The 25,609-nt window shown below is 64.5% G+C and carries 23 protein-coding genes and 1 riboswitch; of the genes, 14 read left to right on the top strand and 9 right to left on the bottom strand.

From position 1 onward, the window contains the following. The first annotated feature begins 71 nt into the window (after positions 1–71). A complete protein-coding gene (locus JFC13_RS19475; protein WP_232488704.1) occupies positions 72–830 on the top strand; it encodes an aminotransferase-like domain-containing protein in 759 nt (252 codons plus the stop codon). A gap of 98 nt (positions 831–928) precedes the next feature. Further along, a complete protein-coding gene (locus JFC13_RS16460) occupies positions 929–1,909 on the top strand; it encodes a DMT family transporter (RefSeq protein ID WP_198398129.1) in 981 nt (326 codons plus the stop codon). Here the strand turns inward: JFC13_RS16460 and JFC13_RS16455 are convergent. The 4 genes from JFC13_RS16455 to JFC13_RS16440 all read right to left on the bottom strand — a co-directional run bounded on the left by JFC13_RS16455 (position 1,881) and on the right by JFC13_RS16440 (position 5,872). Then, positions 1,881–3,359 carry a phytoene desaturase family protein gene (locus JFC13_RS16455; protein WP_198398128.1) on the bottom strand — a complete coding sequence of 493 codons (1,479 nt, stop codon included), beginning with the start codon at positions 3,357–3,359 and terminating at the stop codon, positions 1,881–1,883. The genes JFC13_RS16460 and JFC13_RS16455 overlap by 29 nt on opposite strands. 4 nt (positions 3,360–3,363) lie before the next feature. Continuing rightward, a complete protein-coding gene (locus JFC13_RS16450) occupies positions 3,364–4,056 on the bottom strand; it encodes a nucleoside/nucleotide kinase family protein (protein ID WP_198398127.1) in 693 nt (230 codons plus the stop codon). After that, the gene (locus tag JFC13_RS16445) at positions 4,056–5,045 is read right to left on the bottom strand and encodes an ATP-grasp domain-containing protein (protein WP_198398126.1); all 990 of its coding nucleotides are present in this window, start codon (positions 5,043–5,045) and stop codon (positions 4,056–4,058) included. The genes JFC13_RS16450 and JFC13_RS16445 overlap by 1 nt, the downstream gene beginning before the upstream one ends. Before the next feature lie 134 nt (positions 5,046–5,179). Further along, positions 5,180–5,872 (bottom strand): TenA family protein, encoded by a 693-nt coding sequence (locus tag JFC13_RS16440; protein WP_198398125.1) that lies wholly within the window; start codon positions 5,870–5,872, stop codon positions 5,180–5,182. Next, a riboswitch (TPP riboswitch) is annotated at positions 5,869–5,974 on the bottom strand. Its footprint overlaps the gene before it by 4 nt. Positions 5,975–6,040: 66 nt before the next feature. Here JFC13_RS16440 and JFC13_RS16435 point away from each other — a divergent pair. From JFC13_RS16435 to JFC13_RS16420, 4 genes are all read left to right on the top strand, one after another. After that, on the top strand, positions 6,041–6,403 hold the full coding sequence (locus tag JFC13_RS16435; protein ID WP_198398124.1) for a VOC family protein: 363 nt from the start codon (positions 6,041–6,043) through the stop codon (positions 6,401–6,403). A 21-nt stretch (positions 6,404–6,424) separates the two neighbouring features. Then, the gene (locus JFC13_RS16430; RefSeq protein WP_198398123.1) at positions 6,425–6,940 is read left to right on the top strand and encodes a HutD family protein; all 516 of its coding nucleotides are present in this window, start codon (positions 6,425–6,427) and stop codon (positions 6,938–6,940) included. Positions 6,941–7,165: 225 nt separating this feature from the next. After that, on the top strand, positions 7,166–8,548 hold the full coding sequence (locus tag JFC13_RS16425) for a hypothetical protein (RefSeq protein ID WP_198398122.1): 1,383 nt from the start codon (positions 7,166–7,168) through the stop codon (positions 8,546–8,548). Between the two features lie 227 nt (positions 8,549–8,775). After that, on the top strand, positions 8,776–10,263 hold the full coding sequence (locus tag JFC13_RS16420) for a catalase (RefSeq protein ID WP_198398121.1): 1,488 nt from the start codon (positions 8,776–8,778) through the stop codon (positions 10,261–10,263). Between the two features lie 170 nt (positions 10,264–10,433). Here the strand turns inward: JFC13_RS16420 and JFC13_RS16415 are convergent, their stop codons facing one another. Then, entirely contained in the window at positions 10,434–11,996 is a 1,563-nt protein-coding gene (locus tag JFC13_RS16415) for an amino acid permease (protein WP_198398120.1), read from the bottom strand. A 463-nt stretch (positions 11,997–12,459) separates the two neighbouring features. Here JFC13_RS16415 and JFC13_RS16410 point away from each other — a divergent pair, with 463 nt between their 5' ends. The 5 genes from JFC13_RS16410 to JFC13_RS16390 all read left to right on the top strand — a co-directional run bounded on the left by JFC13_RS16410 (position 12,460) and on the right by JFC13_RS16390 (position 17,778). Further along, positions 12,460–13,824, top strand: a complete 1,365-nt coding sequence (locus JFC13_RS16410) for a glutamine synthetase family protein (protein WP_198398119.1) — start codon at positions 12,460–12,462, stop codon at positions 13,822–13,824. Next, positions 13,805–14,638 carry a gamma-glutamyl-gamma-aminobutyrate hydrolase family protein gene (locus JFC13_RS16405; protein WP_332839451.1) on the top strand — a complete coding sequence of 278 codons (834 nt, stop codon included), beginning with the start codon at positions 13,805–13,807 and terminating at the stop codon, positions 14,636–14,638. The genes JFC13_RS16410 and JFC13_RS16405 overlap by 20 nt, the downstream gene beginning before the upstream one ends. Next, positions 14,635–15,987, top strand: a complete 1,353-nt coding sequence (locus JFC13_RS16400; protein WP_198398118.1) for an aldehyde dehydrogenase family protein — start codon at positions 14,635–14,637, stop codon at positions 15,985–15,987. The genes JFC13_RS16405 and JFC13_RS16400 overlap by 4 nt, the downstream gene beginning before the upstream one ends. A gap of 196 nt (positions 15,988–16,183) precedes the next feature. Then, positions 16,184–16,984, top strand: coding sequence for a 3-oxoacyl-ACP reductase (locus tag JFC13_RS16395; protein WP_232488703.1), 801 nt, complete (start codon positions 16,184–16,186; stop codon positions 16,982–16,984). Positions 16,985–16,995: 11 nt separating this feature from the next. Next, the gene (locus JFC13_RS16390) at positions 16,996–17,778 is read left to right on the top strand and encodes a FadR/GntR family transcriptional regulator (RefSeq protein WP_198398117.1); all 783 of its coding nucleotides are present in this window, start codon (positions 16,996–16,998) and stop codon (positions 17,776–17,778) included. Positions 17,779–17,801: 23 nt separating this feature from the next. Here the strand turns inward: JFC13_RS16390 and JFC13_RS16385 are convergent, their stop codons facing one another. Then, the gene (locus JFC13_RS16385) at positions 17,802–19,748 is read right to left on the bottom strand and encodes an aconitate hydratase (protein WP_198398116.1); all 1,947 of its coding nucleotides are present in this window, start codon (positions 19,746–19,748) and stop codon (positions 17,802–17,804) included. Positions 19,749–19,893: 145 nt separating this feature from the next. On the opposite strand from JFC13_RS16385, the gene JFC13_RS16380 reads away from it, so the two are divergent. Continuing rightward, positions 19,894–20,739 carry a DNA-formamidopyrimidine glycosylase family protein gene (locus JFC13_RS16380; RefSeq protein WP_198398115.1) on the top strand — a complete coding sequence of 282 codons (846 nt, stop codon included), beginning with the start codon at positions 19,894–19,896 and terminating at the stop codon, positions 20,737–20,739. A 22-nt stretch (positions 20,740–20,761) separates the two neighbouring features. Here JFC13_RS16380 and JFC13_RS16375 read toward each other — a convergent pair whose 3' ends face one another. After that, positions 20,762–21,250, bottom strand: coding sequence for an Lrp/AsnC family transcriptional regulator (locus JFC13_RS16375; RefSeq protein WP_198398114.1), 489 nt, complete (start codon positions 21,248–21,250; stop codon positions 20,762–20,764). A gap of 171 nt (positions 21,251–21,421) precedes the next feature. On the opposite strand from JFC13_RS16375, the gene JFC13_RS16370 reads away from it, so the two are divergent. Together JFC13_RS16370 and JFC13_RS16365 are read left to right on the top strand one after the other, a co-directional pair. Continuing rightward, complete coding sequence (locus JFC13_RS16370) at positions 21,422–23,788, top strand: transketolase-like TK C-terminal-containing protein (protein WP_332839450.1); 2,367 nt, start codon at positions 21,422–21,424, stop codon at positions 23,786–23,788. Positions 23,789–23,912: 124 nt separating this feature from the next. Next, a complete protein-coding gene (locus tag JFC13_RS16365) occupies positions 23,913–24,866 on the top strand; it encodes an aldo/keto reductase (protein ID WP_332839449.1) in 954 nt (317 codons plus the stop codon). Here JFC13_RS16365 and JFC13_RS16360 read toward each other — a convergent pair. Further along, on the bottom strand, positions 24,814–25,218 hold the full coding sequence (locus JFC13_RS16360) for a hypothetical protein (RefSeq protein WP_198398113.1): 405 nt from the start codon (positions 25,216–25,218) through the stop codon (positions 24,814–24,816). The genes JFC13_RS16365 and JFC13_RS16360 overlap by 53 nt on opposite strands. Then, entirely contained in the window at positions 25,196–25,564 is a 369-nt protein-coding gene (locus JFC13_RS16355) for a hypothetical protein (protein ID WP_198398112.1), read from the bottom strand. Before JFC13_RS16355 ends, JFC13_RS16360 begins: the two co-directional genes overlap by 23 nt. Between the last annotated feature and the right edge of the window lie 45 nt (positions 25,565–25,609).

The raw sequence follows: 25,609 nt of genomic DNA, 5'->3' as shown, positions 1-25,609 counted from the left end.
GAGAACCCGACCTTCCTCGGTGCCCTCATCGCCTTCAACCCCTGCCACAGCCCGAGTACGCCGCCGTTGACATGGACTCCGAGGGTATGGACGTCGACGCCCTTGAGACGAGGCTGGCCACGACCGAGAACATCAAGTTCATCTACGTCATCCCCGACTTCCAGAACCCGACCGGTGTCAGCCTCAGCCTCGCACGCCGGAAGCGCATCATCGAGCTGGCCAACGAATACGACGTTCTCGTGCTTGAGGATTCGCCCTACCGTGAGCTGCGCTTCGAGGGCGAAGTGCTGCCGACCCTGGCCTCACTCGACACCGAGCACCGGGTCATTCACCTCGGCAGCTTCTCGAAGATCCTCGCCCCCGGAGTGAGGTTGGGCTGGGTGAGCGCGGCACCGGAGATCCTCGACAAGCTCGGTCTGCTCAAGCTCGCCGCCGACACCCAATCGTCGACCCTGAACATGACAGCGGTGACGCGCTTCCTCGACACCTTCGACATTGATGCCCACGTCTCAGCGATGCGCGGGGTCTACCGCGCCAAGCGCGACCTCATGGTCTCGACGATGACCGAACATTTCCCCGCCGAGGTGACCGTGACCAGGCCCGAAGGTGGGCTCTTCACCTGGGTGACCTTCCCCGAAGGCTTCGACACGACCGCCTTCATGGCTGAACACGCCCTGCCCGAAGCACGGGTCGCCTACGTGCCCGGCGAATCGTTCTTCCCAACCGAACACCGCAGTAACTATGCCCGGTTCAGCTACTCGGGCCAGTCCGATGATGAGATGGTCGATGCCCTGACCCTGTTGGGCGCGATCCTCAACGAACACATCTGAGCGAGAATCACCTCTCATCATCGCCGGGGCGAGCCTGGACGGTCCCGATATGAGCCGCAGATAGTGCCAAATCGGGCCCGCGGGCATACGGTCAGCATATGACCTTCATACCCAGGTCCGCTCCGACGCCGGAGCCGCAGACCGCGCTCGCCGTCTCGGCGGTGCTCGGGGGTGCTCTGTGCCTGTCGATCTCGGCGATCCTGGTCAAGCTTGCGGGCGTGGATGCGGCGACGACGGCCGTGCTGCGGTGTGCGATCGCCGTCATCGCCCTCGTGCCCCTGGCTCTGTTTGAGCGCCGACGCCATGGCGGACTCTCTCGGACAGGGGTCCTCTGGGCGATCGCGGCCGGTATCGCGCTGGGCATCGACTACATTGCGTGGACGGCGTCGATCTACCTCGTGGGCGCGGGTGTCTCGACCGTGCTCGTCAATGTCCAGGTCATCGTCCTGCCATTGCTCGCGCTGCTCGTCGATCGTGAGCGTGTGAGTCCACGTTTCCTCATCGCACTTCCGCTGATGCTCATCGGCGTCGGCCTGGTGGGAGGCATCGTCACGCTGACCGAGGTGGGGGACAGTGCCGTCCTCGGCACCGTTCTCGGTCTGATCGCGGGTATCGGCTACGGGGTGTACATGTTCCTCACCCGCCGTGGGACCAGGCGCAAGGCCGAGGGAACACTTCAGCCGTTGGCCTGGGCGACAGCCTCGGCGGCGGTGACCTCGGCGATCATCGCGCAGTTCACCGGCGGCCTCCACCTGGCCGGGATCAGCCCGAAGTCATGGATGTACCTCATCGCCTTGGCCCTGTTGGGGCAGGTGGTGGCGTGGCTGTTCATCAACAGGGGCAGCGTCCGATTGGTGCCGACGATGACGGCGAGCCTGCTGCTCATCCAGCCCGTGCTCGCCCTTGTGCTCGCGGCGCTCATCCTCGGCGAAATGCTCACCCTGGGGCAGGCGATCGGTGCAGGCCTCGTTGTCCTCGCGGTGGCCGTGGCCAACGGGGTGTGGCGATTGCGGAGGAGATCCCACGTTGCTCGGAGTCCAGGGGACGAGCTCAGGGCGCCAGGCTCGGCGCCTCGGTGATTCCGAACCGTGTCTTCAGCGCCCGTTTGGCGGCGAACCAGCCGTTCATGCCGTGCACGCCGGGTGCCGGTGGCGTCGCTGCCGAACACAGGTAGGCGCCGGGGACGCCGAGGCTGTAGTTGTCCCAGCTGGTGCGCGGGCGGGCCATCATCCGGTAGAAGGAGACGAGCCCGGTGGCGATGTCGCCGCCGATGTAGTTCTGGTTGTGGCCTGCCATCTCCGATGCGGGGATCGAGTTGTAGGTCACGATCGTGTCGCGGAAGCCGGGGGCGAAGCGCTCCATCTGTCTGATGATGTATTCGGCCGGATCGAGAGGGCAGTCGAAGGGGACATGGGCATACGTCCACAATGGTCGCAGGCCGCCCACTTCACGCGATGGGTCGAACACGGTCGGGTCGGAGACCAAGCTGACAGGGTGGGTCGGCATGCGTCCGGCGATCACCTCCGCCTCGGCGGCGGCCATCTGCGTCCTGGTTCCTCCGACGTGGATGGTGCCGGCGCGGTTGATGTTGGGATCGGCCCAGGGCACGGGCCCGTTGAGGACGAAGTCCACCTTGGCTGCGGCGTTGCCCTGCTTGAAGCTGCGCAGCGATCTGTCGACCTTGGCCGGGATGAGGCCGGAGAAGATCTGAGCCGCATTCAGTGCCGAGGTGTCGAGGAGATAGGCACGGGCGGGCGGTATATCGGAGACGTGCTCGATGCGCGCGTTCGTCGTCACCGTGCCGCCATGGGCCTCGAGGTCGGCGACCATGGCGTCGATGATCGCCTGCGAACCACCCACAGGGGACGGCCATCCGGCAGCGTGGGCGACGGTCGAGAGCATGGTGGCCGTGGCGGCCGTGCCCATGGCCGGCAGCCCACCGATCGCATGTGCGGCAACACCGGTGAACAGCGACTGAGACGTCTCATGTGAAAGCGGAATGTTCCAGGCCGGGCTCGCCTGGGACAGCAGCCGCAGTCCGAATTTCACCACATTGGCGATCCCGGGAACATCGCGCAGGGTCTCCGGAACGGAGCGCTTGTCACCGAGGGAGAGCCAGATCGCGTCATCGACACGTTCGAGGAGAGGAGCGAAGAACCGTCGCCATTCGGGTCCGGCCGCGCCGAGGTGGTCGACCGTCGTTTCGAGATCGTGGAAGGCCAGCGCAGCGGGCTGATTGTCCAACGGCTGGGCGTAGGAGACCTCCGGAGTGGTGAACTCGAGGCCCCGAGCGCGCAGGTCGAAGTCGACGAAGAAAGGACTCGAGATCGCCAAGGGGTGCACGGCAGAGCAGATGTCGTGGGTGATGCCCGGAGCCAGGCCCAAGTCAAGGGTGCGGGCACCACCGCCGATGGTCGATTGGGTCTCGTACACCTGCACGGACAGACCGGCTCGAGCCATGGTCACGGCGGCGGCCATGCCATTGGGGCCCGATCCGACGACGACGGCATCTACCTCAGCGTTGCTCATAGCTTCAGTCTAGGGGAGTGGGGTGACACGACCATTGATAGGACGGACTATCCCTGACCGTGGGGTGCGCCAGATCGTCGTTGTCGAGGATCCAAGTGGCATGGTCCCAGGGTGAACATTGCGCGAAGTAGAGACGCTGCCCGCCGACATAACGATGGTTGGACTGCGACTCGGGAGCAGAATCGAACTGCCCGGCGAAGCGTTCGTTCCCACGGGGCACAGACACAGCGAAGGGAACCTGCACCCACACACTTGCATCCCACAGCTCCCGAAGCTCGGGCCGGTGGAGAAAGATCCCATCCACGAGGAGGACGCAGTCCTCTGGCAAGGAGTCTTCTGTCGGTGGGGCGGCTGTGTCGGCATCAACATCCCAGACCGCTGGCGCGATCGACAGACCATGTCTGAACGGAGTCACGACGGACCGAGTGAAGGCATCGTAGTCATAGGAATCCCGATAAAAGGAATCGGGGCCCTGACCGTTCGCGTACCGAATCGAGCGGGGATGATGGAATCCGTCGATGCTCAGTGACGCAATGGGGCGCAATCCGTCCTGGCTGGCCACCTCGACGAGCTCTTGGGCTAAGACGGTTTTGCCCGCACCGTCGAGCCCATCAATGGCGACAAGGACTCGTTTGCCGATATTGACCCCGCGCAGCAGTGAGAGCAGTTGGTGGAGAACTGCGCGACGGTCAGACATCAAGTGTGGGACACAGACATCGCGGCAACCTCGGCGGCTATGTACTCGGCGATCCGGTCCGCGGCAGCGGTGCGTCCGGCCGTGCGCTCGCCCTCTTCGACGCTCGGGTTGTAGTTCGTGTTGGTGTTGATGTCGTAGACGACCTGGCGGCCATCGGCAGTCTCGATGAACTCGATTCCAGCGATGTCGATGTGCAGCTCGGCCAGGAGCGTCTCCAGCCTGCCGATGAGGGGCGTGCGCGCGGTGATGTCCTCACGCACGGAGAACGGGTCGAGCGGTGCGGCAGATGCGGAGGGGATCTCGCATGCCTCGGCGGGGCACAATTCGAAGGACCCATCGGAGACATCGACTCGCACCGCATAGTGGAACCGGCCGCCGACGAACTCGGCACGGGTGACGAACGGCTGCGCCGGCTGCACATATTCCTGGACCAGTGTGATTCCGTCGATCGGTTCGTTTGCACCACCGGCGGCGAAGTCACTCGCAGCCTCATCGAGTTCGGAATGAGACTCGAAAAGGCGCACGCCGAGTCCCTTGCCGCCCTGGTTGTGCTTGGTGATGAAGGGCGGGACGAAATCGCGTGCCGCCGTGGACAGCGCAGCGCTGCCGAAGACCGCCGAGGTGCGCGGGGTGTCGAAGTCGCGAATGGCAAGCTCGCGGTTTTGGCGGATCTTGCTCACTTCGAGTTCGTAGACGTCTGCGCCGTTGATGACGGTGCGTCCTGCGGTCTGGAGCCAGGCGAGCACCGCACGCCCATAGTCCTTGACATGCGGATCCGTGCGAGTGTGCGCCGAGGCGGACAGCCGCGACCAGAACAGGCCCTGCGGCGGCTCGGTGGTGAGGTCGATCGAGACCTCAGGCAGCAGCCACTCGACGAAGGGGATGCCTGATCGATCGAGGGCCTGCGCAAACGGCGCGATCCATTCGGGATTGTCATGAATGATGTAGACCGCCGGACCGTCCGTGACGGGAAGCAGCTGCGTGCTCATCTGTATTACCTCGCGTCCTCCAGCGACGGCGAAGGGTGACTGGATGCACCCGTACACCTGTTCTGCTCAACAATCCTAGTCCGAGCAGCCTCGTTGAAGCGAGCGACGCAGAATGTGAACCGGGCGCTCCAGCTTCACCGGGTCTCGTTCTGCGCGTACGCCTCGTCGAAGAAGGCCAGTTCGAGGTCGACGCCACGGTGCCAGATGTGAGTCAGTCGGCCTCGCGCCGCGGCGGATTCTGCGTCCTCACCGGTGGGGAATACGCGCTCAAGTTCGTCGACGAGGAACTGCACCCAGGCCCGGAAGGCCTCACCGCGGTGCAGGTCGATCCACCCGGAATGGACCCGGCGTGGAGGCATCGGATCCGAGCGCTCGCCCCAATCGAGGTAGAGCCATTCGGCGATGACGAGCACGACGAGCAGTTCTGCGTAGGAGGCTGAGACGACGGCCTCGTCCATGAGGTCACGGAACCCCTCGGTCGGCCCGGCCAGCTGGGGGTCAGCGTAGTCGGCGGCAGGGACACCCACCTCGGCGAAGGCCATGAGGAAATACGAATTCTCGTCGGCTTCGAGAAAGCCGAGCTGCTTGGCGAATCGCAGCTTGGGCCCGAGGGCATCGCCGTGAGCGACGCACGCGCCGAGCATCGAGAGGAACGATTCGAAGAACTGGTAGTCCTGAGTCAGGTACCGACTCATCACGGAGTCATCGACCGTGCCGGCAAACAGTTCGGTGACGAACCTATGCCCGACTGCCGCCTCCCAGGTCTTTGCCGATTGTGCTCTCATCGCTGCCACGGCCCCACCTGGCTGCACATGAATAGTGGTCATCGCTGTGTCCTCACTTCCTCCGCCGGTGCTCACCGGATCAGGTTCAAAGGGTCTGCTCGCGCACTCTCAGCGCCATTTCTCGGCGCTCCCCTGGGGTGGTTCGAGCCTAACACCAGCTCTGATCGTCAGGCTGTTCCCCATGTCACCCCCGCGGCGTAGACTCACATCATGGCTATCGCAAAGCAGCCCGTCATCGTCCTAGATGCCCCTGACGCCCGCGAACTCGCGGAGTTCTACGGCAAACTCCTCGACTGGGAAGTCAGAGTCGATGACGACGGCACCTGGGCAGAGATCACATCCGATTCCTGGCCGCCGATCTGCTTCCAGCAGGTCGAGGACTACCACGCTCCCAGTTGGCCGAGCCAGGCGCATCCGCAGCAGATGCACATCGACGTCATGGTCGACGACTTGGACGTCGGAGAGGCAGCGGTGACCGAAATCGGCGCCGGTAAGGCTGCCGAGCAACCGGGCGAGACCTTCCGCGTCTTCCTCGACCCTGCCGGGCACCCGTTCTGCCTCTGCGCGAACTGAACTCCCGTTTAGAATGATCACATGCGCGTGATCACCTCCTTCGATGACCTCGAACCGGTTCCATGGGCCAATGGTGCGGGGGAGACGACCGAGCTCGTCTCGCTCATCGAATCCCAAAATCTGACCCCGAGCCGACGACGGTGGCGCCTGAGCATCGCGCGTCTGGACCGTCCGGCTGCATTCTCCCCATTGCCGGGCTTGGCACGCACGTTCCTTCCTATCGGCGCCGAGGTTGTCCTTGAGATCGACGGACAGGGGCACTGCGTCGCCCAAGATGAACCTCAGAGATTCCGTGGGGACCAGATTGTCTCCCTCATCGAACTGGGCACTCCGTGCTTCGCCCTCAACCTCATGGTCGAGTCCGACGACGGCGCAGAATCGGAACAAGTCGGGATGGCGATGTCGACGCGATCGACCGGTTCCGACCTCTTCGCAGTGACCTTGGAGTCGGGTGCCGGCTACCCGAGATTCCAAGTGCTGGAACTCGAGGAATCGGACGTTCTTCCCGATCACCTCGGCGTGGCCATTCTGCACTGAGACGGCGACTGAGACAGCGGTCCTCGAGGCGGTCGAATTCGGACCTGCGAGTATCCTGCAAAGCGCATGTCCTGTGCGTCACACGGATCGGCATCATCGCAGGTCAACAGCCATGGAGGCGCTGCCTTCTCACAGTGTTGTCCCAGCTTCTGAGGGGGTGGGTCAGGAACTCCGAAAATGGACGGGCGATACTGAACTCAGGGACCAGTCATCGGAGGTATTTTGGTGTCGAAGCAGAATGAGTCAGGCAGACTGAACGGGCAGAGCGTCGCAGCGTCCGTTCACGACGGATCAGCATCGGAAGACGGCGGATCCGAATCGACCGTGCAGGCATCACAGACCCTGCCTCTGATCACCGAAGAACTCGCCGCCACACACGCCAGGAACACCCAGTCGACACCGACGCCGAGCTCGCACGTGAGCACACCGGTGATGCCGCCGAATCCGATCCGACGCGAAGAACAGCCGGTGTCAGCAGGCTCGGCGACTCGGATGATGCAGGAGAGCACCACTGCAGTCGGTGAATCGACAGCGAAGGATGACGTTGCCGAGAATGCGAAGGGCGACGACGGCGAGAAGAAGGAGAAGAGCGAGAGCAGGGTCTCGGCGACCCAGCTCGTCGCCGGTGCCGCAGCCGCAGCCACCTCCTCGGTCATCGGCGGGCAGCTGGGCGTTGCCGGAACGGTCGTCGGTGCAGGGGTCGCGAGCATCATCACCGGACTCGCGGTGACGCTCTACACCAGCAGCCTCGACAAGGGCAAAGAGAAGATCAGAGAAGTCGGCACGAAGCTCGCTCCTGCAGTGAAGGCGAAGTCACTCGGTGCCAAGACTCAGCGATCCCACGCCACCAGCACCTTCGGGAGCCTGAGCGACGAGGCGGACGCAGCCACGACCGTCGACGTTCCGTCAGCGCAGCACCCATCACCCGATGCCACCGAGGCGGCCAACGAGGAACCGAAGACGTGGTGGCAGAAGCTGCGCCGCAAACGCGTCCTCTACCCGGTGGCTATCGGGGTGGCGACATTCGGAATCGGCCTGGGTGCCGTAGTCATGGCCGAATCATTCACCGACGCCGACATCTCGCCCGGCACCTCACAGATCTCACGATCAGTGACCGGAGATTCCGGCACCGGGGATGACTCCGAAACATCGCAAGACGGCGGCGGCACTGCCGAATCCAGCTCCTCCGGGGACGATTCCCAGCCCGGCCAGAACCCGAATCAGGGCAGCGGAGCCGAGAGCTCGTCGACGAGTGAAGGACAGTCCACCTCGGCGAACGAGGGCAGCTCCACCACCTCCTCGACTGCAGATCAGACGGGGACCGACCAGGGCACCGATGCCAGTTCATCCACAACCACCGGCGACGACACCGCAGGAGCCGCCAGCGATTCAAGCGGATCCAGCAGTGCCGGAGCGGACACCTCGGGCGGGGGCGCAACCTCGACGGACGGGAGCTCGAGTTCCGGCTCGCAGGGTGAAGCAGGAAGCTCTGGCTCCGGCAGCTCGAGTGGAGGATCCAGCTCCAGCGGAGGCTCTGGTGACGGTGTGGGCAGCGGTTCCGGCTCGAGCTCTGCAGGCGGTGGAAGCGCCGCGACTGCCGCAGGCTGAGGGTCAGGAATATTGAGCAGGGTGGCCTTGGTTGTACCGAGAAAGGAACCTGGATAGCGTGAAAATCGGTTGCGCCAGTCTTCTGCACGCTGCCAGGAACTCGATATCAGGGGAGCCGTGATCGGCCTTCGCTTCATCGCATACAGGCGAGCGATGTTCGTCCTATGATGGATGAAGTGGACCGGGAAGAATGACTCCCCGTCGCTCAATCGGTTGAAGGAGAAGCAATGACTAAACACGCTGATCATGAACATCCAGGATTCGACGGCACGAAGCCCTCGACGACCGAATCAGGTGCCCCACGAGAGTCCGACGCGCACTCGCTGAGTGTCGGAGCAGACGGCCCGCTCCTCCTCCACGATGTTGCACTCGTTGAGAAGCTGGCTCGGTTCGACCGCGAACGCGTTCCCGAGCGCAGCCCCCACGCCAAGGGATCCGGCGCCTTCGGCGAACTCGAGATCACTGCAGACGTCTCCGCCTACACCCGGGCGAAGTTCCTGCAGAAGGGCACGAAGACACCGATGCTCGCACGATTCTCCACCGTCGCCGGTGAGCTGGGCTCACCCGACTCCTGGCGCGACGTGCGCGGATTCGCACTCAAGTTCTACACCGAAGACGGAAACTTCGACATGGTGGGCAACAACACCCCCGTGTTCTTCGTCCGCGATCCCATGAAGTTCCCCGACTTCATCCACTCGCAGAAGCGCACCCCCGATTCGGGACTGCGCAGCAACAACATGCAGTGGGACTTCTGGTCGCTTTCGCCGGAATCGGCACACCAGGTCACCTACCTCATGGGACCGCGTGGCCTGCCCAAGACCTGGCGCAACATGAATGGCTACTCCTCGCACACCTACATGTGGGCCAATGAAGCCGGCGAACGGTTCTGGGTCCAGTACCACTTCCACACCGACCAGGGCGTGGAGAACATGACCAACGAGGAAGCCGGACGGATGGCCGGCGAGGACGCGGACATGCACCGTCGCGACCTGTTCGACGCGATTGAGCGCGGCGACTACCCGTCATGGACCGTCAGCGTTCAGATCATGCCGTATGAAGAGGCCAAGACCTACCGGTTCAATCCCTTCGATCTGACGAAGACCTGGTCGAAGAAGGACTACCCGCTCATGGAGATCGGCAAGTTCACGCTCAACAAGAACCCGTCGAACCACTTCGCGCAGATCGAGCAGGCCGCATTCAGCCCCTCGAACACCGTGCCGGGCACCGGAATCTCGCCCGACAAGATGCTCATGGGCCGCGTCTTCTCCTACCCGGATGCGCAGCGCAACCGCATCGGCACCAACTTCAACCAGCTGCCGGTCAACGCTCCCATCACGAAGACCAATTCCTATGACAAGGAAGGTCAGATGGAGTACCACCATTCAGGTGATGCCCCGAACTATGCGCCCAACTCCTACGGCCGTCCGTACCAAGCCGAGGAGACTCAGGTCGAAGCACGGTGGGAGTCCGATGGTGAGCTGGTCCGCAGCGCCGCCACTCTCCACGCAGAGGACGACGACTTCGGTCAGGCACACACCCTGGTCCGTGAGGTCTATTCCGAAGAGGAGCGCCAGGGCCTCATCGAGACCGTCGTCGGTGCACTGAAGGACGGCGTGGAAGAGCCTGTGCTGACCAACGTGTTCACGTACTGGAAGAACATCGACGCCGAGGTGGGTCGGGCGATCGAGGACAAGTACAGATCCGAGACCGCGTGAGTCGATAGCCGGTGCCGGAGTCGGCGCAGAGCTGATGTTCCCGCCCGGCTGGCTGCGGCCCGCAGATGCCACTGGCCCGGATCCCTCCTAGTGAGACATCCGGGCCAGTGGCATCTGCGCGTCCGGCGATGGCTGAGCGCGGATCCGGGTCCGCGGACCGGATTGCGAACTCAGTCGTCGATCTCGTCGAGAAGCTTCTTCTCGTCGATGGCCAGCTGCTCCTTGTCGAGGTGCTGCATGAAGTGCTCCTTGCCGCGGGCGTACCAGAGCACAACGCTGAGGACGAGCACGGCGAGGACCGCGATGGGGGAGTAGTTGAAGGTCGAGATGGTGATCGGCAGGGTCGGTGGCAGCACGAACAGGATGCAGATGAAGATCACCCAGACGACGGCGATCCACCCGATGACTGCGCTCCACCGACCCAGATTCCACGGACCCGGCTTGAACGCATCGCCCTTGAGTCGCCGCAGCAGTACGGGTGCAACGTAGGCGATGTAGAGACCGATCACCGCCACACTCGTCACCGCCAGATAAGCGGTCTCATTGAACAGCGCCGGCACCGTCAGGATCGAGGACAGCACGATGCACAGCCAGATCGAGTTCGTGGGTGTGCCGGTGCGTGGATTGACCTTCTTCCAGTACTTGGATCCGGGGATCGCATCGTCGCGGGAGAACGCGTAGCTCATCCGCGAGTTCGCCGTCACCGAGGCCATGCCGCAGAAGAACTGGGCGCCGCAGACGATGAAGAGCAGGAACTTCGCCATCGTCGGGTTGTTCAGGGCATCGAGGAACACCTGCGCCGGCGGCAGTCCCGTTGCGGTGGCATTGAGAGCAGTCAGCCCCGCCTCGGAACCGTCCTGGATCGCGGCCGTGATCGAGTACAGCAGGATCCAACCGCCGATGATCGATATCAGGACGCTCATGACGATGCCCTTGGGTGCTGCGGTCGAAGCGTTCTTGGTCTCCTCGGCCACGTGCGCCGAAGCGTCATAGCCGGTGTAGGTGTACTGAGCCATGAGCAGGCCCATGAGGAAGACGAACGGCATGAACGTGAACCCGGTTTCGTTGTGCCAGGCCGTCATGGTCCAGCTGAACGACTGATGCTTCGTGGGCATGATCCACAAAGCTGCGACGATGACGAGCACACCGACGATGTGCCACCAAGCTGAGACGCCGGAGAGCAGGTTGACCAGGTTGACGCCGAAGGTGTTGAGCAGACCATGCAGGGTGATGATGACGAGGAACAGGACGAAGGTGTTGAGCGCAGTGGGCACGACCCCGAAGGTCAATGCCGCAAAGGCCATCATGGTCGTCGCCGCGCCGTAGTCGATGGCTGCGGTCACCGCCACCTCGCCGAGGAAGTTGAACCATCCCACGTACCAGGCCCAATGCCGCTTATTGCGTTTGGCCAGACGACCGGCCCAGAAGTACAGGCCACCGGCTGTGGGGTACTTCGAGCAGACTTCGGCCATGGCCAGTGCCACGCAGAGGACGAAGATGCCGACCAGCGGCCACCCGATCGTGATCGCTGCCGGGCCGCCCGATCCCAGCGCAATGCTGTAGGAGGTGATGCAGCCGGCGAGGATCGAGATGATGGAGAAGGAGACCGCGAAGTTGCCGAAGCCCGACATGCCGCGCTTGAGCTCCTGTTTGTAGCCGAGCTCGGCAAGACTGGCCTCATCAGCGCTGAGGGCCGGCGCCGGATCGTCGGGTGGAGAGGATTCATTGCTCATGGGAACACCGTTCTTCTCGAAATGGCTGCTTCCGCTGGCCGGTTGCCTGGCTGGCCCGATCGGTCCTCGCTGACCGATCGACATCGTCGGAATCCGGCTGGTGGACAGGCACTGACACCGACGCTGACACCTGCACCTCCGTCGGGACCGCGACCGTACAACGCGTGCGGAAGCCGCGAAAATAGTGCGTGATGCAGTTCACAGCTCTGTTCTGACGTTGAGCTTGTCACCGCGCCTATGGTTTGTCAATAGGTATTTGTTCAGACCGCAAAGCAGCATTGTCGCCAATTTCTCTCCAGCTATTGCGCGCAAATGGTTCGGTGGCATACCTTAAATATGAGAGTCTTCCTGATCCGCCGCAAGCCGCCACTGCCGTACAGAACCACCACCGCAACGATGCGTGACCCAGTCCGTCGCAAGGATGCGAACTCATCGCCTGGGTGGGCTACCGAGAAGAGGAACCATGAGCGTGACTTCATCAGATATGACCCTGGAGCAGCTGCAGGCAGAGATCGCCGCCGGCCGCATCGACACAGTGCTCATCGCCGCCACGGATATGCAGGGCAGGCTTCAGGGCAAGAGGATCACGGGCAGGTTCTTCCTTGATGAGGTGATGGACAACGGGACCGAAGGCTGCAACTACCTCATGGCCGCCGATGTGGAGATGAACACCGTCGACGGTTACGAACTCACCTCGTGGGAGCGCGGCTACGGCGACCTCATGTTCGTCCCCGACTACTCGACCCTGCGCCGCATCCCCTGGCACCCGGCGACGGTCATGGTCCAATGCGACTTGGCCCTCCTCGACGGATCCCCGTTGAGCGTGTCTCCTCGTCAGGTCCTCAAGGCTCAGTTGGAGCGCTTGGAGAAGCTGGGCTATTCGCCCATCGGTGCCACAGAACTCGAATTCGCCCTCTACAACACCGGCTACCGTGAGGCGATGGCGAAGGACTACCGCCACCTCGAAGCCGCCAGCACCTACAACATCGACTACTCCCTCTTCGGCACCGGCCAGGTCGAAGGCTACCTGCGACGACTGCGCAACGAGATGGACGAAGCCGGTCTCTACACCGAAAGCGCGAAGGGCGAATGCAACCTCGGCCAGCTCGAGGTCGGCTTCCGCTACACCGATATGCTGACGACCTGCGACAACCACGTCGTCTACAAACTCGGTGCCAAGGAGATCGCAGACCAAGAAGGCAAGTCGGTGACCTTCATGGCCAAACCCAATGACCGCGAAGGCAGCTCCTGCCACATTCACATGAGCCTGCGCGACGCGGACGGAACACCGGTCTTCCCGGTAGGCCACGGCACCGAGATGTCGACGACGATGAAGCACTTCGTCGCCGGAGTCGTCGCCACTCAGCACGACTTCACCTACCTCTACGCCCCGAACGTCAACTCCTACAAACGCTTCGCCGACGGCTCCTTCGCCCCCACGGCAGTCGGCTGGGGGTGGGACAACCGAACCTGTGCCGTGCGCATCGTCGGCCACGGCCCCGCCCTGCGCTTCGAACAGCGGGTCCCCGGCGCAGACGCCAACCCCTACCTGGCCAGCGCCGCCCTCATCGCGGCCGGAATCCACGGAATCGAGAACGAACTCGAACTGCCCGAGGCGCTCGCCGGCAATGCCTACACCCAGAATGCCCCGACCATCCCACGCCGCCTCCACGATGCCGTCGCAGCCTTCGAGTCCTCCGACGTCGCCCGGCATGCCTTCGGCGACGAGGTCGTGAACCACTACACCCACGCCGGTCGCGTGGAGATGGCGGCCTTCGACGCCGCCGTCACCGATTGGGAGGTCCGGCGTGGCTTCGAACGACTCTGACCCAACGCTCGGCAGCGCAGCCCTCGACCCGACGATGCGCCGCCCGCTCATCGGACTGCCCACCTACTACGGCCGCGGCCAGTTCGGAGTCTGGGACCGGGACGCGGCATTCCTCCCCAGCGTCTACGTCACCGCTGTCACGCGCGCCGGCGGTCGAGTCGTCCTCCTGCCCCCAGAAGACCCCTGGACGCTGAACGAGGTGGCCGAGCTCGACGGCATCATCCTCACCGGCGGCGACGACGTCGACCCCGGTCTCTACAATGCGCAGGCCCACCCCCGCACCCAGGTGCCCAACGTGCGTCGCGACTCCTTCGAGACCGCCCTGTACCGCCACGCGCGCACCGCGGAAGTGCCGGTCTTCGCGATCTGCCGCGGCGCCCAGATCGTCAACACCGTCCACGGCGGTTCCCTGTACCAGCACCTGCCCGACCTCGACGGCTACGGTGCCCATGAAGCACCCAAGAAGGACGAATTCGCCGAGGTGGCAGTGCAGACCGCACCAAATACCGCAGTCTCCGGCCTGATCGGAACCGGTGCCACGGTCAGGTGCCATCATCACCAGGCCATCGACCGCCTCGGCGATGGACTGATCGTGAGCGCACGCTCCGCCGACGGCTGCATCGAGGCCCTCGAGACCCCAGACGGCTCGATGCTCGCGGTGCAGTGGCATCCGGAGGAGACTCTGGACGATCTCCGGCTGTTCGCAGGCCTTGTGGCGGCTGCGAACCAGCGCATGAGCGGACCACTGACGACACCCACAAGCACGACAACGACAGCCACACCAGCACAGACGACAACGGAGGCCCACCGATGACCGAAGTGATCAACCCCGCGACCGAGGCCCTCATCACCTCGGTCGATGCCCACAGCGCCGAAGCGACGCAGGATGCGATCGCCCGGTCCGCCGACGCCTTCACCCGGTGGCGGGCCACGCCCCCGGCCGAGCGGGCCGAACTGCTGCGCGCCTTCGCCCGCGCCGTCGACGCCGACATCGACAACCTCGCCGCGCTCGAAGTCGCCGAGGCCGGGCACACCATCGGCAACGCCCGGGGTGAGGCCGGGAACGTCCGCGACGTCCTCAACTACTTCGCGGGCGGAGTCGAGCGTCACCTCGGCGATCAGATTCCCGTGGCAGGGGGAGTGAACATCACGTTCAACGAACCGCTCGGTGTCGTCGGAATCATCGTGCCGTGGAACTTCCCCATGCCGATCGCCGGCTGGGGCTTCGCACCGGCGCTCGCCGCAGGCAACACCGTGGTCCTCAAACCCGCCGAGCTGACCCCGCTGACGGCGATCCGCCTCGGCGAGCTGGCTCTGCAGGCAGGGCTTCCCGCCGATGTCTTCCAGGTCATCCCCGGAAAAGGATCCGTCGTCGGCCAGACCTTCACCGACGATCCCCGCGTCGCGAAGATCGTGTTCACCGGATCGAGCTCGGTGGGCGAGTCGATCATGGCCGACGCCGCCAAGACGATGAAACGGACAACGCTGGAACTCGGCGGAAAGTCCGCCAACATCGTCTTCGACGACGCCGACCTCGAACTCGCCGCGGCCACCGCACCCTACGGCGTCTTCGACAACGCCGGCCAGGACTGCTGCGCGCGCTCACGCATCCTCGTCCACGACTCTGTCTTCGACCGCTTCATGGAACTCCTCGAACCAGCGGTCTCCGGAGTGGTCGTCACCGATCCCAGCCTCGAGGAGGCAGAGATGGGGCCGCTCATCTCCGCTGGCCATCACGAGAGCGTGGTCGGATTCCTCGATGGTGTCGACATCGCGTTCACCGGCAGCGCCCCCAGCGGCGCCGGCTACTGGATGGCGCCGACGGTCGTGCTGCCGAAGTCACCGCGTGATCGCATCGTCACCGAGGAGGTGTTCGGGCCCGTCGTGACCGTGCAGCGCTTCCGGGACGAAGCCGAGGCGATCAGCATGGCCAACGATTCGCCCTACGGCCTCTCGGGGTCGATATGGACCCGCGACGTGGGCCGCGGACTGCGGGTCGCCCGGGGTGTCGACTCGGGGGCGCTGTCGCTGAACTCGCATTCCGCGGTGCGCTATTCGACTCCCTTCGGCGGGTTCAAACGCTCCGGCATCGGCCGCGAACTCGGCCCCCACGCGATGGACTCGTTCACGGAGACGAAGAACCTCTTCATCGCCACCGACTGACCCGCCACCGACTGACCCGCAGAGAGGCCAGCAGCCCGCAGCAGCACACCGAGCAGAGCGCGGCGGCAGGCTTAGGTGGTCATTCTGGTCCGAAGTTCTCCCCGGAAATCGGTCCAGAACGACCACCTAAGACAGAAGCCACCGCTCCACTGCTCCCACGAACTCACAGTGCAGATCTCCCAGCAAAGGACACACCATGAACGAAACAGCAGACGGGAACAACCAAATCATCTGCCGGCGCCTCCCGGGACGCACCGCCGTCGTCACCGGAGGGGCCAGCGGCATCGGCCTGGCAACCGCGAAGCGCCTCGCCTCTGAAGGCGCAAACGTCGTCATCGCCGACACCAACGCAGACTCAGGGACAGCCGCCGCCGAGGCGGTTGGGGGACTCTTCGTATCCACCGATGTCACCGATGCCGACCAGGTGGAGAACCTGTTCCAGACGGCGTTCGACACCTACGGCAGCGTAGACGTCGCGTTCAACAATGCGGGAGTCTCCCCACCGGCGGACGCCTCGATCACTGAGACCGGCCTCGATGTGTGGCGAAAGGTCCAGGACATCAATCTGACCTCGGTGTACCTGTGTTCGAAGGCGGCGCTGACCTACATGCGCAGGCAGGGCCGCGGTTCGATCATCAACACGGCCTCATTCGTGGCGCTGATGGGATCGGCGACCTCCCAGATCTCCTACACCGCGTCGAAGGGCGGGGTGCTGGCCATGTCGCGCGAACTCGGCGTGGAGTTCGCGAAAGAGGGCATCCGCGTCAACGCCCTGTGCCCGGGGCCGGTCAACACCGAGCTGCTCCGAGAACTGTTCGCCAAGGACCCGGAGATGGCGGCCAGGCGCCTGGTGCATGTGCCGATGGGACGCTTCGCCGACGCTTCCGAGATGGCCGCGGCCGTGGCGTTCCTGGCCAGCGATGATGCCTCGTTCGTCACCGCACAGTCGTTCACCGTCGACGGCGGCCTGACGAACGCCTACACGACTCCGCTGTGAGCGGCGATGGCATGACGGCAAGCACCCCAGCTGCGGGAAGCCAGACCGCCGGCAGCCAGGTGACCGCGCTGCGGGCGATCGCTCCCGCCCGCTCGGGCAACATCTTCGAGGAGACGATCGAGTGCCTGCTCCAGATCATCCGCCTCGGGATCATCCCACCCGGTCAGCGGTTCCCACCAGAACGCGAGCTCGCCGAGCAGCTGCGGGTCTCCCGGGCGACCCTGCGCGAGGCGATCTCGGAGCTGCAGACCGCCGGCTGGGTCAATGTCCGCCGCGGTCGTGGTGGCGGAACGTTCGTCTCCCGCACTCCCGCAGGCGGCTGGGCGCCCAGCCCGACCCAAGACGCTGACACCGGCCTCGGGGCCGGGTTCTGCGCAGTCGAGGTCGAAGACACCCTGACGTGGCGTCGTGTGATCGAGATGGGAGTCGCCGAGGTGGCTGCCGGACAGGATCTCACCGCACCCCAGAGAGGTCAGCTGGCTGCGGCCATGGATGCGAGTCGGCAGTCGAGTCTGGCCGAGTACCGGCGTCTGGACTCCCAGCTGCATCTGACCTGGGCGCAGGTGACAGGCTCACCGAGTCTGGTGCGTTCGATGGTCGAGAGTCGGACGCGGGCGAACAAACTGCTCGAGCAGATCCCGATGATCGAACCCAATCTGGCCCATTCGCACGAACAGCATCAACGGGTCCACAACGCGATCCTCGCCGGAGACGCAGCCGGAGCCCGCACAGCGATGGCCGAGCATCTCGACGGCACCGCAGCATTGCTGCGCGGCTTCCTCGCGGCGCCCTGATCGCGAGTGGACACGAGCAGACCTCAGCCCTTCGCGCTGGCCTCCTGCTGGGCCCGTTGGGCGATGCGTCCTCCGGCCAGGACCATCTCGACCTGCCGGGGCGAGAGCGTATGGCGGAATTCGAACTGTCGTCCGTCCACCTCGGCGCTCACAGTCTTGCCCTCGGCCAGCTGATCGCGCAGTCCCCGGAACTGAAGGACCTCACCCTGGGACAGGGTCTCGTAGTCGTTCTCATCTGAGAATTCGAGGGCGAGGACGCCGAAGTTCGCGAGGTTCTGCCAGTGGATGCGCGCCAGGGATTTGGCGACGACGATGCGCAGTCCCAGATAGCGCGGGGCGATCACGGCATGCTCACGGGAAGAGCCCTGGCCGTAGTTCTCCCCGCCGATGATCGCATGGCCGCCGGCATGGCCCGCTGCCCGTTCGGCGTAGCTGGGATCGACCTGGATGTAGACGAACTCGGAGATCTTGGGAATGTTGCTCCGGTACGGCAGGACCCGGGAACCGGCGGGCATGATCTCGTCGGTGGAGACGTTGTCGCCGACCTTGAGCATGATCTCGAGATCGATGTCCTCGGGCAGCGGTTCGAAGTCAGGCAGTGAGGAGATGTTCGATCCTTTGACCAGCTCGACCTGCCGCGCCTCCTCGAGTGGAAGCGGTGGGACCAGCATCGACCGATTGGCGGAGAACATCTCCGGCAGCTTGACCTGCGGATACTCGATGCCCAGCTCGCGTGGGTCTGTGATCTTGCCCGTCAGCGCTGCGGCCACGGCAGTCTCCGGCGAGCACAGCCACACAGCGTCCTCGTCGGTGCCCGAGCGGCCGGGGAAATTCCGCGGCATCGTGCGCAGGCTGTTGCGGCCCACTGCTGGGGCCTGTCCCATACCGATGCAGCCCATGCAGCCCGATTGGTGGATGCGAGCGCCGGATCCGACCAGTGAGGTCAGCCATCCGCCGGCGATGAGGTCGGCGAGGATCTCTCGCGATGTCGGGTTGACGTCGAGCGAGATCTGCTCGTGGATGCGGCGACCTTCGAGTGTCTCGGCGACGACGGCGAAGTCCCGAAGTCCCGGGTTCGCCGAGGAGCCGATGACGACTTGGAAGACGTCCTCACCGGCGGCTTCGCGCACGGGGCGGACGTTGCCCGGCGAGGACGGCGCGGCGATGAGCGGTTCGAGCTGCGAGAGGTCGATGGCGTCGTGGAGGTCGTACTGCGCGCCTTCGTCGGCTTCGATCCGAGTGAAGTCTTCGCCCCGGTCGCTGGATTCGAGGAAGTCCCGGACCGCGTCGTCGGCGGGGAATACCGTAGCTGTGGCACCGAGCTCGGCACCCATGTTCGCAATCACGTGGCGGTCCATGGCTGTGAGGTCTTTGAGGCCCTCACCGTAGTACTCGATGATCTTGCCGACTCCGCCCTTGACGCCGTGACGTCGCAGCATCTCGAGGATGACGTCCTTGGCCGAGACCCACGGCGGCAGCGTGCCGGTGAGTTCGACTCCCATGATCTCAGGTGAGCTGATGTAGAGCGGTTCGCCGACCATGGACATCGCGATCTCGAGCCCGCCGACGCCGATGGCCAGCATTCCCAAGGCACCGGCCGCGCAGGTGTGGGAGTCGGAGCCGATGAGCGTGGCACCGGGTTTGCCGAACCGAGATTGGTGAACCGGGTGGGAGACGCCGTTGCCGGCGGGGGAGAACCACAGGCCGAATCGCTGCGCGGCAGAGCGCAGGAACATATGGTCTTCCGGGTTCTTCTCATCGGTCTGCAGAAGGTTGTGGTCGACGTACTGAACAGAGGTGTCCGTGCGGATCCGGTCGATGCCAAGCGCTTCGAGCTCGAGCATCACCAGCGTTCCCGTCGCGTCCTGAGTCAGCGTCTGATCGATGCGGACTCCGATCTCGTTTCCGGGCTCAAACGTCCCGGATTCCAAATGTGAGCCGATGAGCTTCTGAGCGACATTCTCAGCCATCGTCACCCTCCTTGTGAAGTGGTCGAATTGCTGGTGCAGCACGCTCTCACGTGGTCTGTCCACGTTAGCTCTCGTTCAGGGAACTCACAAGGGCGGTATGTCCGGGAGCAGTGCGGGCTCGCGCGCGAAGGCGCATACTGGTCTCATGCCGGAACTGCCCGAGGTCGACGCACTCGTCCACTTTTTGGACTCGCGGATCGTCGGAGACTTCATCACCCGAACCGATATCGGTGAGCTGAGCATCCTCAAGACGGCCGATCCGCCCTTGGCAGCGATCAGCGGGCTCGAGGTCAGCGGGGTCTCCCGGGTGGGCAAGGCCCTCATCATCGAGTTCGACGGACTCGACCTGGTGTGCCGCTTCGCCCGCGCAGGCTGGTTGGTCTGGCACGAACAGGTGCCCACCGGACCGGTGAGGATGGGCAAGGGGCCCTTGGCTCTGCGCAACCACCTGGCCTCCGGTGCCGGCTTCGACATCAGTGAGGCGGGTACGAAGAAGAACGCCTCGGTGGCTCTCGTCCATGACCGCACCGAGGTGGCTGCTGTGGCTGGCGCCGGTCCCGATGCCCTGAGCATCGACGACGACCAGTTCGCTGCGGTGCTCGCGGACTCGAGCTCACGGATCAAGACCGTGCTCGAGGATCAGTCGCTCATCTCCGGCATCGGCAACGCCTACTCCGATGAGATCCTCCATACTGCCAAGCTCTCTCCCTTCGCCTCGGCCAACGGTGTCGATGCGGAGGCGCTGCTCGAGGTGATCCGTGGGGTGCTCGGTGCTGCCCGCGAGGCGCTGAACGACCTGCCGCCGGCGAAGGTCAAGACAGCGAAGAAGCGCGGACTTCGGGTCCACGGTCGGACCGGTCAGACCTGTCCGGTGTGCGGTTCGACCATCGCCGAGGTCTCCTATGCCGACAAGTCACTGCAGTACTGTCCCGGTTGTCAGACCGGCGGGAAGAAGCTCAGCGATCGCCGTATGGACCGGCTGCTCAAATAGCGGCGGACTCTTGGAACGTCGCTCAACTGTTCTCGATCGTCCTCTGCAGCAGGGGAGTGACGCGGTATTGCACCATCTGCTTCATCGACACGAGGGTGCGTGTGCGTTTGACGCCGGGGGTTCCGAGGATCTGCCCGGCGACGCGATAGAGGTCATCGGTGTCTCGGGCGACGATCTGGATGAGGGTATCGGCTGTTCCGCTGACACCGATGACCTCGAGAACTTCGGGGATCCGGCTCAGCGCCTCACCGACCTCGTCGAGTCGTGACTGTTTGAGGTTGGCCAGCACGTGTGCCCGGATCGGATAGCCGAGGCCAGTCGTGTCGACACGATGTCCGAACGGGTGCAGCCCCTCGGACTCGAGCCTGCCCAGCCGTGCCTGAGCGGTGTTCCTGGCCACCTGCAGGCGATGGGCCAGTCCCGCGATCGTCGCTCGCGGCTCGCGGATGAGTTCGAGAAGGATCCTCGCATCCAGCACATCTGCGATTCGTCGCCGTTGTCCCTCGGCCATGACACCACCATCTTTCCTCAGCGAAATGCTCACCAACTGCTCAATTCTATAACTCGGAACTGAGCATTATGCTCAATTTCAATTCGACATATTGAGCACCCCGATCAGACCTGTTTGGATCGTTGTGAGCCGGTCCGGACCTGGACCGACCTGCGGTTCAAGGAGGAATACGTGTCCGACCACTCTGCTCTCGACGCCCTCGACGAGATCCATGACCGCATCCTGTGGCTTTCGACCTCGATCATCCACCACGCCAACCGAGTCCGGCCCAACCGGAGCGGCCTCAAAGTGGGCGGTCATCAGGCCTCATGTGCATCGATCGCCTCGATCATGACCGCACTGTGGTTCCACGAACTGCGTGCCGAGGACCGCGTGAGCATCAAACCGCATGCCGGTCCCGTGTGGCATGCCATCAACTATCTCTTCGGCGAACTCGATGATGAGCAGATGACGACGCTGCGGGAGTTCGGCGGCCTCCAGAGTTACCCGAGTCGCACCAAGGACCCGGTCCCGGCCGACTATTCGACGGGATCAGTGGGCATCGGTGCCACAGCCCCGATCTGGGGAGCCGTTGCCCGCCGCTACGTCGACTCCAGCCTGCGCGACATCGGCACCGGACGCCAGTACTCACTTGTCGGCGATGCCGAACTCGACGAAGGAGCCGTCTGGGAAGCCGTCAACGATCCCGGAGTCAAGCACCTCGGCGAGATCGTGTGGATCATCGACCTCAACCGGCAGTCGCTTGACCGCGTCGTCCCCGACATCGCCGCCGGACGGATCGAGGCGACGTTCGAGGCCGCCGGGTGGCAGGTGATCACGGTGAAGTTCGGGCGTCTGCTCGAAGACCTCTTCGCCCGTGCAGGCGGGGACGCGCTGCGCCGGCGCATCCTCACGATGTCCAACCCCGAGTATCAGCGGATCCTGCGCTGCAGCGCCGATGAACTGCGCACTCGTCTGCCCGGAGAAGCAGGAAGTCAATGCGACGGTGACAGCGAGAGCTGTCGAGCCCTGAGGGCCCTCATCGCCGACCTCGACGATGCCACGCTCCTGGCCGCGATCAGGAACCTCGGCGGTCATGACATTCCGACCCTGCTCGAGGCCTTCGCGCAGATCGACGACTCCCGTCCCACCGCGGTCATCGCCTACACGATCAAGGGATTCGGGCTGCCGAGCTCCGGCCATCCGCAGAACCACTCGGCCCTCATCGACGCGGCCGAGTATTCGGCACTGGCCGAACTCAGCGGTCAGGATCCGCAGGCGCCGTGGTCGCGCTTCGATCCCGACACCCCTGCCGGTCGCATCGTGGCCGAGACCGCACAGCGACTGGCCCGCCGCGAATTCGTCCCTGCCGCACCGGTCGAGCTGCCCTGCGATCTGGAACGGACGCACAAAGGGACATCGTCCTCGCAGGCGGCGCTCGGTCGGGTCCTCATGGACCTCAGCCGGCAGTCGCCGGAGACGGCATGCCGGGTCGTGACCGTCAGTCCCGATGTGTCATCGACGACCAACCTCGGCGGATGGGTCAACAAGGTCGGCGTGTGGAGTGCGGATGCGGCGCAGAACTGGTTCGCCGACGATGCGGAGACGATCCTGCAGTGGAACGAGTCGGCACAGGGCCAGCACATGGAGCTCGGCATCGCCGAAACCAACCTCGTCGGCCTCCTCGGCGAATTGGGTGCGACGTGGAGCCGCTGGGGAGAACCGCTGTTCCCGATCGGGGTGATGTATGACCCGTTCGTCAATCGTGCGCTGGAACCGTGGACATTCGGCATCTATGCCGGTGGCCAGTCGATCCTCGTCGGAACTCCGTCCGGAGTGACGCTGGCACCGGAAGGCGGGGCACACCAGTCGATCACCACCCCGTCGACGGGCATCGAGGTGCCGGGGCTGGTCACGTATGAACCGGCCTTCGCGCAGGACGTCGAGTGGTCGCTGCTGCACGCGATGTCGCTCATGGGCAGGCCCGGCGGCGAGTCGGCCTATCTGCGCCTGTCCACCCGAGGCGTCGACCAGAGCCTGGCCCGTGTACCCGCGGACCCTGCCGCCCGGGAGCGTCGCCGACAGCAGGTCATCGCCGGGGCCTATCGGCTGAGAACTTCGACACGACCCGTCGTGCAGCTCGTCGGGATGGGCGCGCTCATGACCGAGGTGCTCGCGGCCGCCGATCGTCTGGAGAAGATGGGGATCGAAACCGACGTCGTGTGCGTGACGAGTCCCGGTCTGCTCTACCGTGCACTGCGAGCCGGCCAGCGCCGTTCGCCGGCGTCGGAGTCAGCTGGGTCAGTCGGTTCTGCCGCTGCTGGGAGCGGATGGATCCTTGATCAGGTGTTCCCTGCCTCGAGCGCGGTGCCCATGGTCACGGTCCTCGACGGTCACCCGCACACGCTGTCATTCCTCGCGACGATCAATCAGGTCGAGCATGTGGCGCTGGGCGTGAGCACCTTCGGGCAGTCCGGCGATATGGACGACGTCTACCGCTATCACGGCATCGACACCGAATCGATCGTGTCCGCGGCCCTCGACGCCGTGCGCAGCTAGACGATTCCCGCGCGACGTCGGCACCCCGACGTCGCGCACATGCGCTCACCTGCTGAGACAGCGGAATTTTTCGTGCCGGGGCACTCGTTGGACCAAGTGAACGACACCGAACCGATACAGGAGCATGATGACGCAGCAGCTGCAGATCCCCGGTACAGACCTGTCGATCTTCCCCATCAACCTGGGCACGAACACCTTCGGCTGGACCGCCGACGAAGCCGGATCGCACGCCGTGCTCGACGCGTTCCTCGCCGCTGGCGGCAACTTCCTCGACACCGCAGAGTCCTACCCGGCGTGGGTTCCCGGCAACACCGGTCGCGAATCCGAGACCATCATCGGCACCTGGCTCGCCGCCCGCGGTAACCGCGACAAGGTCGTCATCGCCACGAAGGTCGGTGACCACCCGGACCACAAGACGCAGGACCCCGAGTACATCCGCACTGCCATCGACGCCTCCCTCGAACGCCTCCAGACAGATCATGTCGACCTCTACTACGCGCACCGCGATGACGAGGTGACCCCCATCGCCGAGGTGGCCCGGGTCTTTGATGAGATCGTGCGTGCCGGTAAGGCCAAGCATGTCGCCGTGTCCAACTACTCCAAGGACCGCCTGGCCGAGTGGCTGGCCGTGGCCGAGCAGGAGAACCTGGCCAAGCCCGTGGCGATCCAGCCCCAGTACAGCCTGGTCTTCCGGCAGGACTACGAGACCGAGCTGAAGCCGCTGGCACAGGAGCACAACCTCGGCGTCTTCACCTACTTCAGCCTCGCCGCCGGATTCCTGACAGGAAAATACCGCACCGAGGAAGACCTTGAGGGCGCCAGCCGCGGCGGCATGGTTCAGGGGTACTTCAACGCCGATGGACTCAAGGCCGTCGACGAGCTGGTTGCTGTGGCCGAAGCTCACGACGTGGCACCGGCAACCGTTGCGCTCGCCTGGCTGCTGGCCAAGGGTGCGAGTGCACCGATCGTCTCGGCTCGCACGCCCGAACAGCTCGACGCACTGATGGCAGCCCCGGCCCTCGAACTCAGTCCCGAGGAGCTCGCCCGTCTGGATCAGGCTTCGGCTCCCTTCGCCTGAACAGGAGTGGTCGCATCGCCACCAGACCGAGGATGGGTCCTGGCAGGAGCAGCCATACGGCTGCCACGCCGACGGTGACGATGAGGCTCTGCAGGATGACGATGCTGATGACGCTGACGGCGAAGCCGAGGGCATTCATCGCCGTCAGCCCTGTGCCCGTCAGCTCCGCTGGAGCATAGCGGGCAGCGAGATCCGAGAACTGCGGAGAGTCCACGATGACGAGTGTGGGCACGACTGCCCAGAAGGCGTAGAGCTTCCACATATGGCCCACATACCCGAAGACGGCGGCGCGAAACATTCGGTCCCGGAACAGCCTGCGCAGCGGAGCATCACCGGCGGCCGACGCAGACACAAGGCCGTGCGGTCGCCGGCTGCGACGCCTGCGGTGGCCGAGGCGTCTTCGTCCGCTGGCCAGTACCGCGGTCGGCACCTGAACCGGCACCGCGACCGGAGATCGCAGCAAGGAGCAGTGCCCCCATGACAGCCAGGGCCGAGGACCCCCACGTGATCGACTGCCACGGCAGTGAGGTGCCGAGGGCTGACAGGAGCTGCGGCATTGCGGTGCCCAGGGTGAGCATGGCCACGAGCCAGCTCAGAGCCTGCGCGGACTTCGCCTGGGCCCGCTTGGCGATCATCTTCATCCCCATCGGGTAGATGTCCGCGAGGCTCTCTCCAACCGCGAAGCGAGAGATCCACACGAGGATGAGGTCAGGCGGGCCGAGCGTCCACGCGAAGTTCAGGCC

The sequence above is a fragment of the Brevibacterium antiquum genome (genome assembly GCF_016107655.1).
Taxonomy (GTDB): domain Bacteria; phylum Actinomycetota; class Actinomycetes; order Actinomycetales; family Brevibacteriaceae; genus Brevibacterium; species Brevibacterium antiquum.
The sequence above is the reverse complement of the archived record's forward strand: the minus strand, read 5'-3'. Positions and strand labels throughout refer to the sequence as shown.